Genomic DNA, 17,105 nt, shown 5'->3' with positions numbered 1-17,105 from the left:
CAGGCCCGCCAACGGGCGGAGGCCGCCGCAGAGTCGGCACGGGCGGCGGTCGAGGAGGCACGCGCCGAGGCGGACTCGGCACGGCGTCAGGCCGAGGGCGGGCATGCCGTCGCGGTGCAGCTCGCCGAGCAGGCACAGCACGCTGCCGAGGAGGCACGCGCCGAGGCCGCCGCCTTGCGTGGGCAGCTCGTGGAGGTTCGGCGGCAGCTGGACGACGAGCACCAGGCCCGCCAACGGGCGGAGGCCGCCGCAGAGTCGGCACGGGCGGCGGTCGAGGAGGCACGCGCCGAGGCGGACTCGGCACGGCGTCAGGCCGAGGCCGAGCAAGTGGCACAGGGCGGGGCAGATTCGGCACGGGCGGCAGTCTCACAGTCGGACGATTCCACGGTAGCGGCCACCAGCACCCCTCGGCCGCGAGTCCAGCCCAAGCGGAGGAGCCGTCGAGCTCGCTAGCTAGCTCGCTAGTTCTCTTTCTAGCGTGCGCCCTCGATCGCCCATGGAGAAGGTACGCGGTACGACTGGAGCGGCTCCGTCGACGGCTCACCTAAAACGCTGAGGGCCCCGACCTTCGAGGTCGGGGCCCTCGCTTGTTGCGATCGCCTACAGCGTGCCGTTGCTCACCGCGGCCAGCACCTGGTCGAAGGCGGCGCGGGAAACGATCACCGTCGGCCCGTCCTCGCGCTTGGAGTCGCGCAGGCAGGTCCACGTGCGGAGGTCGGCCAGCTCCACGCACTCGTTACCACCCCCGCCGGAGTACGACGACTTCCGGAAGTCGGCCCCCGCGAGCTCCTCGGCGGAGGGCTTCAGTGTGCTCATGCGTCGTACTCCTTGCGGTATGCGCTCAAGATCTTCAGGGAAGCGTCGGTGTCCGCCGCCTGGCTGCGAAGGTAGTCCATTGCAGTGGTGTACCGCCTCACCTGGTCGGCGGTATCCATGTAGAGCCCGCCGCCGAGGAGTTCGGCGTAAGCCGAGGTGATGCCGCCGCTGGTGATGGTGACGAAGTGTCCGACGCCGGCGGCGGCGTGTGCTCCCGTGGCGAGTGGCAAGACCTGAATGTTGATGTGCCGCCGCTGTGTCTGCTCGATGAGGTGGTCGAGCTGGGCGGCCATTACCGCCGTGTTGCCGACCTGGCGTTTGAGCACGCCTTCGTCGAGGACGGCCCAGAGGTGAAGAGGTGCGGGCCGGTTCAGGACCTCCTGGCGCTTTATGCGGGAGTCCACCTGCCGGGTGACGCCGTCGAGCGGCTCGCGGACCTCCTGGCCCAGGTGGACGGCCATTGCGTATTCGCGGGTCTGGAGCAGGCCGGGGATGACCGAGGGTGCGAAGGCTGTCTCTTCCTCCGCTTCTTGTTCGAGGCTGACGAGCGGGTGGAGCCATTCGGGTACGGCCCCGCCCACGGCCCACCAGCCGTCGGTCAGGCTCTCCGCGAGCTTGGTGAGCGCGGCGACTTCCTCAGGCGTCCCGCCAGCGGCCTCGGCGATCAGCCGCACGGTACGGGCCTTGGGCTTGGCTTTGGCTGTCCAGTCCTCATAGCGCTGGACCGTCGATTTCCCGTAACCCGCAGCCTTGGCGACATCTTCGAGCGTGAGGCCCGAGCGGGTCCGGAGCTCTGCCAGTCCCTTAGCGATCTGTAGCCGGCGCGGCCCCTGCGCTGTCATGTGCGGCCCTCCCTTTGAGTCGTCGTCAGTCTGGCCAGCAGCGACGGCCGGGGCAAGGTCAGTGAGTGCGGTCATGGCGTGCATATGCCACCTCCACGGGAATCCCGTTATGGGATTCCCATAGCGGGTTTCCCAGTGCCACACTGCCAGAAGCCGCTACGGACAGGTAGACGAAATTCACCCAGGGTGATCGCGGTCCGGTCGGCGCGTACAGATCGGAGTACGGCATGCGGGCTCACGCGCAGCAGGACATCCGGGCTGACGACGTGGATTTGCAGGCCCTGACGAGCGAGCAACGCGCGCGGCTGCACGGTCTCCGGTGCGCCCGCTGCGGCGCAGGAAGCCCCCACATCCCCGCCGGATACGCCTACAGCAGGACCAGCGGAGGGGGACGGCTCGGGTGGCCCGTGAAGGTATGCGCCAATTGCCCATCCAACGCAGGGGGTTGAGGACATGAGACGAGATGTGCCGGACGCCGGAGCCCTGTGGCTCGCGGAGTCTTCCCGAGGGAACAAGTCGTGGGCGGTCTGGCCCCAATGGGCCCACCGGACCTACGCGGTTCTTCCCACCGGTGTGGGATGGGACGTGATCGCCATGCCACAGCACCGGCTGACCGGGGCGGCCGAGCACCGGCGGGAGGCCTGGGCGGACGTCCCGATCCTCGCCGACCTCGGCGCCGGGTACGTCTACGTGTGGGTCCCCGCCGGCACCGCCCGAAGGTGGGCCGTGCCTGGCACGACCGCCCTCGGGCCGCTGTGGTGGATCGCGGTTCCCCGCCCGGGCGGCCCGCAGGTTCCCGCACGCCAGTGGATCGCAGCCCCGGGTCGGACCCCGCGTCTGATGGACCCCGAGGCGCTGCGCGAGGCCCTGCTCGCCGCAGCGGCGCCCGGCATCCGAGGGGAGCGGTGAGTATGAGCGCGATCATCCCCCACCTGTTCCGGGTGCGGGTACCGGGCCCCGAGGACGGCCCCGACTTCCGCGAGGTCCGCACCTTACCGGCCGAGGCGGCCGACACCCCCGAAACGGCCGCTCTGCGGGCGGGGGTGATGTACGGCCTGCTGTGCCTGCCCGCTGCGGAGGTCGAGCGGCTGGCCCGCCTCGCCGGCGAGCTCGCCCGGCACGTGGCCGAGCGTGTCCTCAGTGACACCCTCCTGCTCGTCACGGACTACCACCGCGGACTGGTCACGATCAGCGTGATCGCGCCCGCCGGAGAGGTCTGGAAGCAGCTGGACCCCCGCTCGCTCACGCACGTCGAGCCGGCAGACCAGACCGGCGTCATCCAGCACGACATGGGCCCCAGCGCCTACATCCAGGTCCAGGCGGTGCGGTCATGATCCACTGTGAGACCTGGGCCGGACTGCCCGGCGAGCCCTACCTCTGGCTCCTCGCGCGTGACAACGCCCCGACACCATGGGCCGCCGTGCGACGGCTGACGGGGGCGGCCGAGCACCTCGCCGGTCGGCTCGACGCCGACCCCGACGACTCCCGTCCGTTCCCCGGCGCCACCCTGCGCCTGTGGCTCGACGACCGCATCGGATGCGAGGACGTGGCGCACCGGCTCAGCACCGGCGCGTACGTCCCGGAGGTGGTCACCATGACCGGCCCCGGTCACGTCGTCTACACGCTCGCCGCGATGCCCGCCGACGGGTGCGTCTGCCACCGGCCCCGGCCCCTCACCGCCTCCGAGGCGTCCATGGGCGCGCTGGCCGCCGTGACGGGCGGGGGGTCGGCATGATGCCCCCCACCGCGCACGACGTGCTCGCGATGGCGGGCGAGCAGGTCCTCACCGCGGCGCGGCTGCGGTGGCCGGGCGCCGAGGTGGTGCCGGGCCCGGTGATGCCGAGCGTCACCAGCTACGTGCAGCTCCTCGACGTCGACGGCCGCCTTCTCTACGCCAAGGTCTCGGTGTGCGGGGTGTCGCTGGTGTCCGTACTGCGCGGGGCGTGCGGCGACCTGGCCACCGTCCGGGCGAGGCAGGCGGCGTATCTGGTCTCGCCCGGCTCGCTCATGGCGCGCGAGGCCGCGCAGCTGCGGACCCTGGCCGGTCCCGCCGCCCTCGCCACCGTCCCGCTCCCCGAGTACAGCCGCGGCGTCCTGTTCACCGAGCCGGTGCCCGGGCCGACGCTCGCGGACCTGATGGCGGCCGAGCCCGGCCGGACCGGCGAGCTCCTCGCCCTGGTCGTGCGCGACGTCGCCGAGGGCCTGGCCCGCGACGGCGTCACGGCCGCCGTCGACCGGGGCCAGATCCGCGAGCGCGGCATCGCCGACACCTTCGCCCGCAAGTTCAACGGGATCTCCGGCCTGCTGTATCTGCGGGAGACGGGCTACGGCGACGTCCTGGACGGCGTGGTCATCCGCCTGCGCAAGGCCCGCCGGACGCGCCCGCTGCCGGGCGTGCGCGGCATCGTCTACGGCGACCTCAAGCCCGAGCACGCCGTCTTCCCCGACGGCGGCGCCGGGCGGCCGGTGTACCTGGATCCGGGGCTGATGCGCGGTCACGCGGTCGCGGACACCGCCAAACTCACCTCCCGCACGGTGCTGGGACTGATCGGCCTCCCGGCCGCCCCCGACGCCGTCCCCATGATCCTGGCCGGGCTCGACTCCTTCGTCCGGGCCACGGCCCGGCGCCTGCCCGCCGCCGAGCGGGAGGCGTGGCTGCGCGAGCTCGTGCTCCTGGCCCTCATGGACACCACCAACATCCTCACCACCTACCTCACGGCGCCGGCGGACCTGCCGCTGTCCGCCCACGCCGCCGGTGTCCGCACCCGCGCCCGCCAGGTGACCGCACTCCTGGACCACGCCACCGCGCCGCTCCTGGCGGACGCCGACGGGCCGGCGCTGTGGCGGCTGTACCTGACCTGCGCACGAAAGGCGGTATCCGCATGAAGGTCGGACTGGTCGGAGCGGGCGCGGTCGGGCAGAGCGTCGGCGCCCTCCTCGTCGGCTCCGGATGGTGCCAGGAGGTCCTCGTCGCCTCCGGCTCCGAGGTCAGCGCCCACGGGCTCGTCACCGATCTGGAGGACCTGACCCAGGTCACCGGCTCACCGGTCCGGGTGGCCGTCGCCGCCCCGCAGACCATGGGTGACTGCGACGCGGTCGTCCTCTCCCCGCGCGCCAAGTTCACCAACACCGCGGCGTCGGACGTGCGCATGGCCGGACTGGCGGCGAACGCCCCGGTCGTTGCCGCGCTCGCCCGGCACCTCACCGGCTACCCCGGTGTGGCGGTGATGGTCACCAACCCCGTCGACATCCTGGCGCGTCTGTTCGCCGAGGTGTCCGGCTGCCCGCGCGTGCTGGGAGTCGGCTCCGCCACCGACACCGCCCGCTACCGCCTCACCCTGGCCCGTCTACTGCGCGTGCCCACCGACGCCGTGCGCGGGCACGTGATCGGCGAGCACGGCGACACCGCCGTCATCTGCGCCTCCACCACCACCGTCCACGGCCGCCCCGCCCCGGTGCCCATGCAGCGGGTGCGCGACGAGCTCGCTGCCCGGCCCCGCCGGATCAGCGCCGGGATCGGCCGCACCCGCTCCGGCCCCGCCGGCGCCGTCCTGACCGCCCTGACCCACGCCCTCGGCCTCACCGACGGCGTGACCGAGGTGTCGATGCGTCAGGACGGCGGCGTCTGGCTCGGCATGCCGGTGCGCTACACCCGCGGAACAGCGGCCCTGTGCCCGCCGCCTCTCGACCCCTCCGAGGCCGCCCAGCTCGCGGCGTCCACGGAGAAGCTCCACACCGCCTACACCCAGCTCGACAAGGAGATCTGACCCGTGAGCGCTGTACGTATCGCCACCGCCGACGGCCCGGCCGTCACCGTGACCAGCACCGGTGAGGCCGTCCCGGCATGGGCCGCCCGTTACTTCGGTGCCTGGTGGACCGCGACGCCGGTCACGGACCTGGCCGGGCCCGTGGTCTCCGGCGACGTCGACGAGGAGGAGCTGCGCGCCCTGACGGCCGTGGTCGACGGCTCCTCGCCTGAGCGGATCGAGTACGCCGGCGCCGAGATGCTCTGTGTCCGCGAGGGTGCCATGGTCACGGCCGTCCAGCCGGGCGAAGGCCTGGCTTACCGGTGGGACGCGGAATGGAAGCTGCTGCGGATCGTCGGCACCGACGAGACCGCCGTGGCCACCGCCGCCGCCCGCCTGGCCCGCGAGGTCGTCCGGGCTCAGCTCCTGGCCGACGGGTGGGCGATCCTGCACGCTTCCGCCGTCACCGGCCCGGACGGGGCCACGATCCTTACCCTCGGCGACAAGGGCGCGGGCAAGACCACCACCGCCTTCACCCTCGCCCGCGCCGGATGGGCGATGCTCGCCAACGACCGGGTTTTCGCCCGCGTCGACGACACCGGCACCGTGCGGGTGCTGCCCTGGCCGTCCGCCGCCGCGATCGGCTTCGGGCTCCTGGAGGCGCTCGACCTGTTCGAGACCACCCGCGAACGTCTCGCCTCCGGCGAGCAGATGCACCCCACCCAGCACCAGAAGGTGACCGACGCCCTCCTCGCCGGCGACCGCACGCCCCTGTGGAAGAAGAACGGCAAGGGTGAGCTGAAGCCCCAGTACTTCCCCGACCAGCTCACGACCTGGCTGTCCATCCCGCTCGCCACCCAGGGCCACGCGGCCGGGATCCTCTACCCGCAGATCACCGCCGATGCCGCCCACCGGCTGATCGAGTACTCGCGCGGCGTCCAGGACGGCGACTTCTTCGACGAAACCACCGAGGACCGCTACCCCGACGCCTTCGGACTCCTGCCCCCGCCCGTCGACCACACCGCCCTGCGCGCCGCCTTGGAGGAACTGCCCCGCCAGGGCCTCGTGATGGGACACGACCCCAGCGCCAACGCCACCCTCCTGAAGGACGCCGTGGCCCGTCTGAGCGTCTGACCCCGAGACCGCCGGTCCGTACCCCCATAACGGACCGGCCTCCACCCGGTGCCCCTCCTCGCCCCAGCCGCGCGAGGAGGGGCATTCGGCCGCCCGGGAGTGGTTGAGACGCTGGTGTCAGAATCTCCGCCACCGGGCACCGTCTAGCCGCCCCACCGCACACCGATGCGACCGTTACGCGAGGACCTGACCGAGATGGTCCCGGGGGCGTCCCGTGAGCTGGCGGTGCAGGGCCTCGGCCCGTGAACGGATCAGCCCCTCGCGGTAGGGGCCGGGGAGCCGGTCGAGTACGCCGGCGGCCATCTCTGCCGCCGCCGTGGGATCGCCGTCCACATGCAGGCACGCGGCGGTGTCCATGGCCAGCAGCGCGCGGGTCATCACGGACGGGGAGAGGGTGAGGTCGAGCGCGTCCTCCTGCGCGGCGTACGCGGCCGACGTGTCGCCGAGGAGGGTGTACGCCTGCGACAGGTGCACGGCATGCTTCTGCCCCGGGTAGCCGAACCACGTGTCGGCGCTCTCCTGGCCGTCGAGCCGGTCGGCGAGATCCCGGGCGTCACGCACCGCGAGCCCGGCGCCGCCAGTGTCGCCGAGTGCGGCGAGCGCCCGGGCGGTGACCGCCGCGGACAGTGCGGCGGCGGCCGTGGGCGCGGTGCCGGCCTCGCGGCGGGCGAGCGCGGCGAGACGGGCGGCCTGTTCGGGGGCGCCGTAATTGAGCGGCACCATGGCGTGCCGGGCGAGGACCCAGGCGGTCATCCGCCGGTCCCCGGACTCGCGCGCGGCCCGCTCGGCGGTGGCGAACCAGCGGTGTGCGTCGCGCTGGTCGCCGCGGTCGTGCTGAACGATCGCGACGAGCCCGGCGATCCCGGCGGCGGTCCGCGCGAGCTCGGCCCGGTCCCTTGCGGGGTGAGCCCGGTTGAGGACCTGGCCCAGCAGGTCGAGGTCGTCGCGCATCTCGGCGAGCACCACGTGCGGGGAGCGGCCCCGGTAGCCGCCCCGGTGCCGCTCGAACGCCGAGGCCAGATAGGCCAGGTCACCGGCTCCGGAGCCGGTCAGCCCCCCGTCGATGCCCTCCCGGGCCTGCGCGATGCCGGGCAGCGCGGAGATCCCCGCCGCTGCCGCTGCCGCTCCGATGAACCGCCGCCTGTTCACGTCCGCCTTCTTTCTGCCCTGGTGCCGCCGGTACTCCCGGGATGTGGCCACGGCCCGCCGCACCTCTGCGGCCGTGAGCCCGTACGCGGCGGCGATCTGCTCGTGCCAGATGGCCACCGGCAGCCGCCGCTCCGTCTCCCACCGCTTGAGGTTCTCCGGGTCGAACCACCGGCCGCCCTGGGCGGCCTCCACCAGCCGGGCCTGCTGCTCGCGCGTGCGGCCTGCCTCCTCACGGACGCTGCGGAGTAACGCGCCGATCCCGTCCGGGCACATCATGAGCCGCCCCCTGCCGTGCGTCGGTGTAATCGCATCCTTGGCCCCCCGCTCTGGCCCCCCGCAGGGCGAAACGCACCCCCGCGCGGCCCCTCTGTGAGGGTGTGCCCGCCCCGTTCAATGGACGAACGCCCGCCGGGCACCCGGCCTCTCCCCGATGCTCCCGCCGCAGGAGAGGCCTCCCGGGGGCGCCACTCGAACGTCGATCGAGAGGAGCACGACCATGACCCTGACGGCCCCCGAACAGACCGCCAAGCCGGCGCCGCACGCCGAGTACCGCGACCCCCGCGCCTACGTGAAGCCCGAGGTCTGGGACCGCGAGATCGCCCTCATGATGCGCGACTACCCGTTCGACGAGGTGATGGCCACCCGCCTGCTGCACGCCGCCGTCTCCTACCTGATCACCGCGATGGAGAAGTGGGGCCAGGGCCTGGAGATGTGCTGTGGCCGGATCGTCGACATCGCCGTCCACACGTTCATCCTCGACACCGTGAACTACCGCGAGTTCTGCGCCGCCAACTTCGACGGCCGGTTCCTGGAGCACATCCCGGAGATCGCGTTCAAGTACGACGGCTCCGTCGAGCGCACGGCCCAGATCATCGCCGACAACGGGTTCGAGGTGGACTGGAAGCTGTGGGAAGCGGACTACGCCAAGTGCGGCCCGTGCTCCCCGGGGTCCAACTGCCACTGACCTGCGGGCCGTAAGGCCGGCGGTACCCCGTGCCCGGGGGCGCGTCCGCGCTCCCGGGCACGGCCACGGCCCCCCTCCTTCGGGCGACCTACACCGCATTGCCCTCCGCGCGGCGGGAGGCCACCGGTAGGTTGACGGTCCTCGCCGTCCGGCCCGCGTACCCCGGAGGACCCGTTCATGACCAGCGCCGCCCCCACCACCCCGGCCGAGTACTGGGACAAGTACAAGCCCTATCGCGGAGACGGAGAGCAGCCCCGGCCCCTGGCCGGGGCTTTCGACTGGACCGGGCTCGCCGACGGCGGGCCCGGCGCCGAGGTCCTGGGCACCCCGGCGACCGCCCTGGACCTCGGGCCGGCGGAGGGCGAGAACGCCGCCGTCCTCGCCCGCGCGGGAGTGGAGGTCACCGCGGTGGATTTCTCGGCCGTGCAGGTCGACCGCGCCCGACGCCTCTGGGACGGCGAGCCCCGGCTCACGTTCGTGCACGCTGAGGCGTGCGCCTTCCTCGACCAGGAGCCCCGCCGGTTTGATGCGATCTACTCGACGTGGGGAGCGGTCTGGTTCACCGACCCCGAGGAGCTGTTCCCGCGCGTCGCCGCACGGCTCACGCCGGGCGGGATCTTCGGGTTCTCGCACCGTGAGCCCGTCGTCGGGCAGTACGGCGCGCAGGAGATGGGCGGGAAGTGGCTGGAGGGCCGCGAAACCGAGCTGACCGTGTGGCGCTGGCAGTACGGGCCCGAGCAGTGGGCCGACATCCTCAAGCGCCACGGCTTCACCGCCGTCGACGCGAAGGTGCTGCCAAACCCGGACCCGGCCGCCCTCGGCACGCTCCTGATCACCGCCACGACCGCGCCCTGACTCCCCGGCCCACGACTGGGCGACAGTGAGGCCCCGGCGCTCGCCGGGGCCTCACTGTTGTGACAGGCGCCTGCCACAGGCGGCCCCGTCAGGGGGAAGGGCACGTGATGAGTAGGTCAGCCCCACTCGGGGTCGGCCATCAGGCCCCAACCGGGGTTGCCGCCGCGGAAGTCCCAGTTCGGATCGGCAGCCACCCCCCACCCGCTGTCGAGCAGGCCCCATCCGATGTCGAAACGCATGCCTCATCCCCTCCCGGTACGCGGGCCCATGGTTCGGACCCGGACCGGTGACGCTACCCCTGACCAAGGGAAACAGGTAGATCGATCGGCTGCTGTCGTCAGGTGCTGGACCGGCGCTCGCGCATGATCGTCCAGCGGCCCGGCCGCCGACGGCGGCCCGGCTTCCACTGCACCCAAAGCCCGGTTCGGCCCGCGCGCTGCCGGTCGAGCTCGCGCGACAGTTCATCGGCGGGCAGCGACAGGGACCGGGTCCCGATAGTGCGGCGCAGTACGACCCGCAGCAGCGAGCGCAGCTCTGCCGGGTCCTCCATGAGCGGCTCGACGAGCTCGTCGGGCGCGTGCCACGCGCCGTGGCTGAACGGGGCACCGGTCCCGGTCGCCCCGGCGGCCCTCGCCATCAGCGAGCGCGCGGTGTCGACGAACCGTGCCGCCAGAGGCGCGGTCAGCAGATCCATGATCTGCGAGTCGCTGGCGCCCTCAGGCACCTCGCCGCGCTCCACCAGGAGGTCCCGCAACCAGTCGCGGGAAGTCGGCGAGGAGTGACCGAGGAAGTTCCGCCACTTGGTCAGCTCCGTGAAGAACGCGTTCTCCGACTCGCTCCACGCGAACGCCTCGGCCCTGGGGTTGAGGATCGCCGCCGACGCGGTGACCTCCTTGGCCCGCTTCATGAACCTCATGCTGTCCACGGTGTTCGCGGCCCGGATGTGCGCCCAGTTGATGAACGCCTCCACGGAGGCCTGGACGAGGACCACGGTGGATATCACCGCATCGCGCTCCCGGGCCCGGCGCTCCAGACCGCTGAGGCCGCCGGCGCGTTCCTGCTCGGCCTGCTCGGCGTACATGGCAGCGCGACGGCTCTCGACGTCGGCCCTGCGGAACATCACCTGGGCCAGGTCGACGTCGTGGCGGGGGTCCGGTGCCGGCTCGGCGGCAGGCAGCGCAGTGTTGCTGATGGTCATGCCCCGATGCTGGCAGCGCGCGGCACGCCTCCGCACGAGATTTCCCGGGGCACCCGAGACCCTCGGTGTCAGGACGCTCGGCGGTAGGCGCCCGCCGGCCGCACGACCGTGTGCCCCCACTTCTGGTTGAGCCGGTCGAGCACCGGCTCGATGCGCAGCCGTGCCTCCCGCTCGGGATCGAGCGACAGCTGAGTGCCGGGCCCGTCCTCGGCGGCCGTCAGCTCCTCGGCGGTGACCGTGACCCGTCGGACGCGGGCCCGCTGGAACGCGAGCCCGTCCCACGACTGCCACACGGCTGTGCGGAGGTCCTCGGTGTGCGCGGACGGGGCCCGGAGCTTGCGTGTCCGCGCGACGGTCGAGCCGTCCGCGAGCCGTACGGACAGGGTGAGGGCGCGCGCGATTTGCCCGCGACCGCGCAGCCGCCCGGCGAGCTCGGCGACCAGGTCGAGCAGCGCGGCCCGGACGAGGACCGGGTCGAGCATGTCCCGGTCGAAGTCGTGCCGGGCCGAGGTCGACTCCGGCCGGCGCAGCGGCACCACCGCACGAGGATCGATCCCGCGAGCCCTCTGCCGCAGCGTCCGCCCGGCCTTCCCGCCGACGACGCGGCACACGACCTCCTCGGGCATGGCCGCAACTGCGCCGATCGTGTGCAGCCCGTACCGGCGCAGCGTCGCCGCCTGCGCGGCGCCGACCCCGTACAGGGCATCGACCGGCAGCGGCGCCAGGAAGTCGGACACGGCCCGCTCGTCGGGCAGGCACAGCACACCGCCCGGCCCGGTCCGGGCCGAGGCGGTCGCGGCCGTCGCGACGGTGTCCGCGACGCCGATACGGACGTCGACCCCGTGCAGCAGGGCCCGCACCCGCACCCGCCGGGCGAGCTCGCCCGGCTCCGTGCCGTGGAGCCGGAGCACGCCGCCGACCTGGCCGAGGGCCGCCGAGGGCGGCAGGGGCTGGACGAGCGGGGTGACGTCCCCGAGGACGTCCAGGACGCGCCGGTACTCCTCGGGCCCGATGTCCGGACGGCACCGCACGTGCATGATCACGCTCGCGCTCATGCCCCGCTCACCCCGTCCCCGCGTCCGGCGTGGACGAGCTCGCGCAGCGCGACCCGCGCCGCCGGCCCGCCCGCGGCCGTCGCCCAGAAGGGGTGCCACCACAGCCGCACGGACAGCCGCAGCAGCCGCCGCCGCAGCACCGTCGTGCTGCCGGTGCCCACGCTCGCGAGCTCGGCGTAGGCGTCCGTCCACGCCGTCTGCGTGCGGATGAGATCGGGAGGGTAGGCGTTGCGGTCCACCCCTCTAGTGAAACATGTGTTCGAATTCCGGGGCCAGGGGGCGGGCGCGATCTCGACCGCCGCCCGCGGGATCGGGGTCCGGGGCCCGGAGAAGCTCCTCGACAACCTGTCCCGGACACGGAAGATCGTGTCCCGGCCGTAGGCACGCCCCGGGCCCTCGCCGAGTCGATCCGGCGAGGGCCCGGGAGGCGGCGTGCGGTCTGGGACTAGTCGATCTGGGTGCAGACGGACGGCGTGAGGTACCGCTCGGAGACCCACCCGACCGTCCCGGCCCGGATGCCGGAGCGCGAGCGCTCCGAGAGGGTCACCCGGTACCAGCCGCCCGTCTTACGGTCGACGTCGACCAGGTCCCCACGGGACAGATGCCCCAGCGAGGCGTGACTGGTGCCCGGGCCCGACCTCAAGTTCACGTTCGAGCCGGCCACGTCGTACCCGCAGGAGTTGAGCCCTGCCGTCGTCCGGGCCGCGGCGGTGTCGACCGTGGCGAGCGCGGGCGCGGTGCCCGCCAGGAGCGCGGCCACAGCCGCGCCGCAGATCATGAGTCGTCGCATGGACGGACCAACACCCGCGCCCCGGTGAGGTGTCACGGCCGCACGCCCACGACCACCCCGACGAGCGATGGGCCCGGAAGTGCTCCGGGCCCATCGTGCTCACCGGAACGGCGCCGCCGAGGCCGACGGCACGTCCCGGTCGGACCGCGCGCTCTCCTCGACGCTGCCCACCGGGCTCGCGCCGAAGAAGATCACGAGCACTCCGGCGACGGCGGCGCCCACCGTGGCGGTCGCGACGAGGTCGCCCTGACCGTTCGTCCGTTCCGTCCGCTTGAAGGTGATGTACGCGGACAGGACGACCAGGACCAGGAGGAAGGCGTGGTCAGGGTTGATTACCAGCAGGGTCACCAAGACTCCGAGGTTCGGGGAGCCGTACGTACGGCTCCGCGTCAGCAGGGGAGCCCTCCGGTTGCAGGCGAAACGGCCCCTGAACTGGGGCAATGGCGGATGTCCTGCATTCCATGGTGTGACGGGGGTCACAGTGGGAGGGCTTTTTTTTGAGGGGCGGGACGCTTGGTCCCCGTGCTGCCCCTGCCGTCTGCTGCGTGATGTGACGACACGTCGAAGGACGCGGTCGGTGCTCGGCTGTCCCCCAGTGTACCGGGGAGCCTCACCGCGGCTCGAAGACTCGGAGAGCCTCTGGCCCAGGGCAAGGTGACGGGCCGTCGCCCCGCGTCCTCCACATGGCCGAGCGCGCCGAGCCGCCCCGCCCCGGCACGCCGATCCTGGCCGGGTGGAGTTCCCCGTACCCCTGGCCCTCGCCCAGGCCGTGCCCGTTCTTCCGCACGCCCGCCCGGGGGTCTGGTGGTACGAGCCGAAGTTCGACGGCCACCGCATCGCCCTCTTCCGCACCGCGGAGACGGTGCGGCTCCAGGCCCGCTCCGGCCGGGACGTCACGTCGCCGTGGATGGATATCGCGGTCGCCGGCATGGTCCTGCAGCCCGGGACGGTGCTCGACGGCGAGGCCGTCATCTGGCACGACGGAAGACTCGACTTCGCCGCCGTGCAGGCCCGTGCCGCGAGCAGCATCGACCGCTCCCGCGTCCTCGCCGCCCGCCTCCCCGCGTCCTACGCCGTCTGGGACGTCCTCGAACACCCCGACCACGGAGACGTACGCGGCCGCCGCTACACCGAACGCCGCCGTCTCCTCCTCGAACTCCTCGCCGACATCGGCCCCCCGATCCAGCCCGTCCCCGCCACCGACGACTACGACACCGCCCGCGTCTGGTACGAGACCCTGCGCGCCCAGGACATCGAGGGCATCGTCTGCAAGCGGGCCACGAGCACCTACAAGCCCGGCCGGATCTGGCAGAAGGTGAGGCACGCGGACACCACCGAGGCCGTCGTCGTCGGCTACACCGGCGCCGCCGCACGCCCCCGCGCGCTCGCAGTCCGCCTCGCCGACGGCCGCACCGTCCTCACCCAGCGGCTGTCCGCCGCGCTCGCCCGGGACGCCGCCGCGTACCTCACGACGGCCACCCCCGGCCCGCCGGCCACCACCGCCGCCGGGGACACTTTCACCACGACCGCCGTCGAGCTGGTGGTGGAGGTCCTGGAGGGCACCACCCGGCACCAGGTTGTCACCGCCACCCGCGTCCGCTGACCAGGAGCCCCGCCGTGCCGTACATCGTCACGCTGAAGTTCAAGTCCGGCGGGCCGCGCGTCACCGGCACATGGGACGACGAGGACCCTGCCGACCGCCGGTTCAGGTCCTGGGTCGGGCTCTACGGCAGCGACACCACCACCGTCATTACGCTCACCGAGCAGACCCCGGACGGCGGCGAACGGCTCATCAGGCGCTGGCCCGAGCAGGAGGCATGACCCCATCGAGCGAGGTGACCGCCCACCCGCCCTCGCGTTGATCCCCTCATGAACAAGATCATCACGACACTCGTCGCCGCCGGACTCCTCACCGCCGCGATCGCCCCCGCCGCGATCGCCGCCGTCCCCATCGACCCCGCGACCCGCGACGCACACATCACGCTCACCGTCGCCCGCACCCAGGGCGAGACCGAGAGCCTCGGAATCGTCTACCTCGACTGCCCCGGAACGCCCGGACAGAACCACCCCTACACCGCCCAGGCCTGCACGGACCTGCACACCGCCGGAGGGGACTTCGACCGCCTCCCCGGCACGGACAGGGCCATCTGCTCGAACGACTCCGCCCCCGTCACCGTGACCGCGCACGGCACCTACCGCAGCCGCACAGTCCACTGGGAGCACACGTACGAAAACGACTGCGAGCGCCAGCTCGCGACCGGGCTCCTCTTCGAATTCTGACCCCCTGACACACTGTCGGGCCCGCACCGAGACCGGACCCCACTACCCTCGCTGACAGGCGGGCCGAGCCGACTGGTCGTCGTTACGCTCCCCTGGCCCGCCTCCCCGCTCGTGCCCTCGTCCCCCCAGACGAGGGCACGGCCACATCAGCCGGAGCCGGCCCCCCGAACCGTCAGCACCAGTCCGACCGCGTCGATCCTCGGAGCCGGTCACTCGTCACGGTGGACCCGGGCCGCGCCGCCCCCAGACCCCGCACGAGATCCGGCAGCGTGATCACATGCACCCCCGCCGTACCGTGATCCTCGCCCTGGCCGTGCTCGTCACGAGCGGCTGCGTGGCCGTCCCCTCAACTCCGGGCCCCCGTCCGTCGGCCGCCCGGCCCGGCGGCCTTGCCGCAGCCGCCGACCGGCCGCCCGCCCCGATCCCCACATGGCCCGAGCCCACCCAGGCCGCACCCCGCGAAGACCTCTCCACCACCGACCCCCGCCCCGCCCCCACGCCGCCGGCGACCACCCCCGCGCCCGCAGCTCCGGCAGCCCAGCACCCGCACACCGACCAGCCGAGCCGCCGTTCGACGCCGGGGAAGGCCGCCAAGACCAAGGCGCACAAGAAGGGTTCGAAGGGGTCGACATCCGCGACCAGGAAGAACCGAAAGACCCCGCCTCCGCAGAAGCGCCAGACGGCCCCGCGGCGACAGCAGGCCGCCCACGGGCAGGCACCGGAGATGCGCCGGCTCTGCGCTCAGGCCCGGCAGATCGGCGCCCCCATGGGCGCCGCCGATCTCTGCCGCAGCATGTACGGCCGTTGACCCGGCCGGGCCGCGCGGCCGGGGGTCACTCCCCCGCGTAGGCGACGGCCAGGACCGTCAGCGTGCTGGTGGCGGCACCGACCATGATCACCGCCGTGACGTGGCCGCGGGCGACGGTACGGATGATGCCGTCGTCCTCGCCGTACGGCTCGGAGTGCCCGAGAGGATCCTCCTGCGCGTCGACGAGACAGACCGCGAGGTCCCGGCGTGCGCGATCGGGGAGCTGCTTGTACGTGTCGAAGACATCGCCGGGGAACGAGAGCCGGTAGGTCACGCAGCGCCCCGGCCCGGCTCGCGGTCACCGCGGTGACCGGCGTCGCGCAGGACATCGGCCGTGCGATCGGCGGCCGTGCCCTCCACGGCCACGGACTGCTGGGCCCGCGCGGCGGCGATCCGCCCGGCAGCGTTCTGCAGCGTCTCGGCGGCGGCCGCCCACCGGTCGAGGACCGCCGGCAGCTCGTCGACCGGGGTCAGGTGGACGTCGGCGAGGAGCTGTTGCCGGGAGGCCGAGTGGGGCAGGGCATGGTGCAGCCGGTCCACCGTCCATGTCTCACGTGCCGTCACTGCAACCTCCCCGAGCGGCCGTTCCTGTCGCCGCCAGCGTACGCGGCCCCGCACCGGCAAGGCAGCCCCTTCCCCTCTCTCCGCCATCGGTCACCCCCGCCAGGCCCCAGCGAGGCCCCCAGGATCCGTAATCCCCGCTGACCAACCCCCGGCGACTGCGGACCGTCCGGGCAAGGGAAGACGGCAGCAGCAGGAGGAGGAGAAGGGGCGGCCGGGCCTCGCAACGGCTCCCGCCCCCGCCCACGGGGCCCGGACCGTACCCCCGCCGCCACGGATACGGACCGTAAGGCGCCCACACCGCCGCCCAGGGCCGAGCTTCGGGCGCCGGAGTGCTCTGAAACCCCGCCACGGCCCTGCTCAGCTGCTTAGGGTGGGCCCATGATTCCTGATTTTGTATCAGATCTACGGAATGCGGTTGGTCCGGATTGTCTGCTGTGGCTGCCGGGAGTCGTCGCGGTGGTCCGCGACGAGCACAAGCAGGTGCTCCTGCAGCGTCGGTCTGCCGCCGGCCTGTGGACGCCGCTGAGCGGGATCGTGGAGCCGGGCGAGGACCCGGCCGCCGCCGTGGCGCGCGAGGTGGAGGAGGAGACCGGAGTACGGGTGGTGGTGGAACGGCTCGCGGCCGTCACGCACTCCCCGCCGGTCAGGCACAGCAACGGGCACCGCGCGCAGTACCTGGAAATCGTCTTCGCGTGCCGTCCGGCAGACCCGCGTCAGGTGCCCCGGGTCTGCGATGACGAGTCGGCCGCGGTCGGCTGGTTCCCGCTCGATGCCCTGCCGCCGATGAGTGAGCGGATGCGGGAGCTCATCGCGGTGGTGGAGAAGGACGAGCAGCGGGCCTGGTTCGCGCCGGCTCCGTGAGAGCGGATCACGACCAGCCCGTGGGCGACGGGTGGGGCCGTGC

At 73.0% G+C, this 17,105-nt stretch carries 25 protein-coding genes; 13 read left to right on the top strand and 12 right to left on the bottom strand.

Annotated features, from left to right (window positions below; translation table 11 throughout):
* From ABTY59_RS33925 to ABTY59_RS33915, 3 genes are all read right to left on the bottom strand, one after another.
* A partial coding sequence (locus ABTY59_RS33925) for a hypothetical protein (RefSeq protein ID WP_352022968.1) occupies window positions 1-234 on the bottom strand: 234 nt, incomplete at its 3' end.
* A 366-nt stretch (window positions 235-600) separates the two neighbouring features.
* Window positions 601-816 carry a DUF397 domain-containing protein gene (locus ABTY59_RS33920; protein ID WP_352022967.1) on the bottom strand — a complete coding sequence of 72 codons (216 nt, stop codon included), beginning with the start codon at window positions 814-816 and terminating at the stop codon, window positions 601-603.
* A complete protein-coding gene (locus ABTY59_RS33915) occupies window positions 813-1,658 on the bottom strand; it encodes a helix-turn-helix domain-containing protein (RefSeq protein WP_352022966.1) in 846 nt (281 codons plus the stop codon). The genes ABTY59_RS33920 and ABTY59_RS33915 overlap by 4 nt, the downstream gene beginning before the upstream one ends.
* A 585-nt stretch (window positions 1,659-2,243) precedes the next feature.
* Between ABTY59_RS33915 and ABTY59_RS33910 the strand changes: the two genes are divergently transcribed.
* The 6 genes from ABTY59_RS33910 to ABTY59_RS33885 are packed head-to-tail and all read left to right on the top strand — an operon-like array spanning window position 2,244 to window position 6,538.
* Window positions 2,244-2,567, top strand: coding sequence for a hypothetical protein (locus ABTY59_RS33910; RefSeq protein ID WP_352022965.1), 324 nt, complete (start codon window positions 2,244-2,246; stop codon window positions 2,565-2,567).
* Window positions 2,568-2,569: 2 nt separating this feature from the next.
* The gene (locus ABTY59_RS33905) at window positions 2,570-2,992 is read left to right on the top strand and encodes a hypothetical protein (RefSeq protein ID WP_352022964.1); all 423 of its coding nucleotides are present in this window, start codon (window positions 2,570-2,572) and stop codon (window positions 2,990-2,992) included.
* Window positions 2,989-3,393, top strand: a complete 405-nt coding sequence (locus ABTY59_RS33900) for a hypothetical protein (protein WP_352022963.1) — start codon at window positions 2,989-2,991, stop codon at window positions 3,391-3,393. Before ABTY59_RS33905 ends, ABTY59_RS33900 begins: the two co-directional genes overlap by 4 nt.
* Window positions 3,390-4,544 (top strand): hypothetical protein, encoded by a 1,155-nt coding sequence (locus tag ABTY59_RS33895; protein ID WP_352022962.1) that lies wholly within the window; start codon window positions 3,390-3,392, stop codon window positions 4,542-4,544. The genes ABTY59_RS33900 and ABTY59_RS33895 overlap by 4 nt, the downstream gene beginning before the upstream one ends.
* Window positions 4,541-5,425, top strand: a complete 885-nt coding sequence (locus ABTY59_RS33890; protein ID WP_352022961.1) for a lactate/malate family dehydrogenase — start codon at window positions 4,541-4,543, stop codon at window positions 5,423-5,425. The genes ABTY59_RS33895 and ABTY59_RS33890 overlap by 4 nt, the downstream gene beginning before the upstream one ends.
* Window positions 5,426-5,428: 3 nt before the next feature.
* Window positions 5,429-6,538 carry a hypothetical protein gene (locus tag ABTY59_RS33885; protein WP_352022960.1) on the top strand — a complete coding sequence of 370 codons (1,110 nt, stop codon included), beginning with the start codon at window positions 5,429-5,431 and terminating at the stop codon, window positions 6,536-6,538.
* Between the two features lie 174 nt (window positions 6,539-6,712).
* Here ABTY59_RS33885 and ABTY59_RS33880 read toward each other — a convergent pair whose 3' ends face one another.
* The gene (locus ABTY59_RS33880) at window positions 6,713-7,963 is read right to left on the bottom strand and encodes an NsdA family TPR-like regulatory protein (RefSeq protein WP_352022959.1); all 1,251 of its coding nucleotides are present in this window, start codon (window positions 7,961-7,963) and stop codon (window positions 6,713-6,715) included.
* Window positions 7,964-8,183: 220 nt separating this feature from the next.
* Here ABTY59_RS33880 and ABTY59_RS33875 point away from each other — a divergent pair, with 220 nt between their 5' ends.
* Window positions 8,184-8,651, top strand: a complete 468-nt coding sequence (locus ABTY59_RS33875) for a UCP032817 domain-containing protein (RefSeq protein ID WP_352022958.1) — start codon at window positions 8,184-8,186, stop codon at window positions 8,649-8,651.
* 177 nt (window positions 8,652-8,828) lie between these two features.
* Window positions 8,829-9,506, top strand: coding sequence for a class I SAM-dependent methyltransferase (locus ABTY59_RS33870; RefSeq protein ID WP_352022957.1), 678 nt, complete (start codon window positions 8,829-8,831; stop codon window positions 9,504-9,506).
* Window positions 9,507-9,622: 116 nt separating this feature from the next.
* On the opposite strand, the gene ABTY59_RS33865 is transcribed toward ABTY59_RS33870, so the two are convergent.
* The 6 genes from ABTY59_RS33865 to ABTY59_RS33840 form a co-directional block, all read right to left on the bottom strand.
* Window positions 9,623-9,745 (bottom strand): hypothetical protein, encoded by a 123-nt coding sequence (locus tag ABTY59_RS33865; protein ID WP_352022956.1) that lies wholly within the window; start codon window positions 9,743-9,745, stop codon window positions 9,623-9,625.
* A 98-nt stretch (window positions 9,746-9,843) separates the two neighbouring features.
* On the bottom strand, window positions 9,844-10,704 hold the full coding sequence (locus ABTY59_RS33860; RefSeq protein WP_352022955.1) for a hypothetical protein: 861 nt from the start codon (window positions 10,702-10,704) through the stop codon (window positions 9,844-9,846).
* Between the two features lie 68 nt (window positions 10,705-10,772).
* Window positions 10,773-11,759, bottom strand: coding sequence for a DNA polymerase Y family protein (locus tag ABTY59_RS33855; RefSeq protein ID WP_352022954.1), 987 nt, complete (start codon window positions 11,757-11,759; stop codon window positions 10,773-10,775).
* Window positions 11,756-11,998 carry a DUF8825 domain-containing protein gene (locus ABTY59_RS33850; protein WP_352022953.1) on the bottom strand — a complete coding sequence of 81 codons (243 nt, stop codon included), beginning with the start codon at window positions 11,996-11,998 and terminating at the stop codon, window positions 11,756-11,758. The genes ABTY59_RS33855 and ABTY59_RS33850 overlap by 4 nt, the downstream gene beginning before the upstream one ends.
* Before the next feature lie 206 nt (window positions 11,999-12,204).
* The gene (locus tag ABTY59_RS33845; protein WP_352022952.1) at window positions 12,205-12,549 is read right to left on the bottom strand and encodes an SH3 domain-containing protein; all 345 of its coding nucleotides are present in this window, start codon (window positions 12,547-12,549) and stop codon (window positions 12,205-12,207) included.
* Window positions 12,550-12,648: 99 nt separating this feature from the next.
* Complete coding sequence (locus ABTY59_RS33840; protein WP_352022951.1) at window positions 12,649-12,897, bottom strand: hypothetical protein; 249 nt, start codon at window positions 12,895-12,897, stop codon at window positions 12,649-12,651.
* Between the two features lie 385 nt (window positions 12,898-13,282).
* Here ABTY59_RS33840 and ABTY59_RS33835 point away from each other — a divergent pair, with 385 nt between their 5' ends.
* The 4 genes from ABTY59_RS33835 (at window position 13,283) to ABTY59_RS33820 (ending at window position 15,637) form a co-directional block, all read left to right on the top strand.
* Window positions 13,283-14,152: an ATP-dependent DNA ligase gene (locus ABTY59_RS33835; RefSeq protein ID WP_352022950.1), complete on the top strand. Its 870-nt coding sequence runs from the start codon at window positions 13,283-13,285 to the stop codon at window positions 14,150-14,152.
* Between the two features lie 14 nt (window positions 14,153-14,166).
* The gene (locus ABTY59_RS33830) at window positions 14,167-14,370 is read left to right on the top strand and encodes a hypothetical protein (protein ID WP_352022949.1); all 204 of its coding nucleotides are present in this window, start codon (window positions 14,167-14,169) and stop codon (window positions 14,368-14,370) included.
* Between the two features lie 48 nt (window positions 14,371-14,418).
* On the top strand, window positions 14,419-14,829 hold the full coding sequence (locus ABTY59_RS33825) for an SSI family serine proteinase inhibitor (RefSeq protein WP_352022948.1): 411 nt from the start codon (window positions 14,419-14,421) through the stop codon (window positions 14,827-14,829).
* A gap of 277 nt (window positions 14,830-15,106) precedes the next feature.
* The gene (locus ABTY59_RS33820; RefSeq protein ID WP_352022947.1) at window positions 15,107-15,637 is read left to right on the top strand and encodes a hypothetical protein; all 531 of its coding nucleotides are present in this window, start codon (window positions 15,107-15,109) and stop codon (window positions 15,635-15,637) included.
* 25 nt (window positions 15,638-15,662) lie between these two features.
* On the opposite strand, the gene ABTY59_RS33815 is transcribed toward ABTY59_RS33820, so the two are convergent.
* Window positions 15,663-15,911, bottom strand: a complete 249-nt coding sequence (locus ABTY59_RS33815) for a hypothetical protein (RefSeq protein ID WP_352022946.1) — start codon at window positions 15,909-15,911, stop codon at window positions 15,663-15,665.
* Entirely contained in the window at window positions 15,908-16,201 is a 294-nt protein-coding gene (locus tag ABTY59_RS33810; protein WP_352022945.1) for a hypothetical protein, read from the bottom strand. Before ABTY59_RS33810 ends, ABTY59_RS33815 begins: the two co-directional genes overlap by 4 nt.
* A 378-nt stretch (window positions 16,202-16,579) precedes the next feature.
* On the opposite strand from ABTY59_RS33810, the gene ABTY59_RS33805 reads away from it, so the two are divergent.
* A complete protein-coding gene (locus ABTY59_RS33805; RefSeq protein WP_352022944.1) occupies window positions 16,580-17,062 on the top strand; it encodes an NUDIX hydrolase in 483 nt (160 codons plus the stop codon).
* Window positions 17,063-17,105 lie beyond the last annotated feature (43 nt).

The sequence above is a fragment of the Streptomyces sp. NPDC096079 genome (assembly GCF_040303145.1).
In the GTDB taxonomy this organism is placed as follows: domain Bacteria; phylum Actinomycetota; class Actinomycetes; order Streptomycetales; family Streptomycetaceae; genus Streptomyces.
This window is presented reverse-complemented; position numbering and strand designations above follow the sequence as displayed.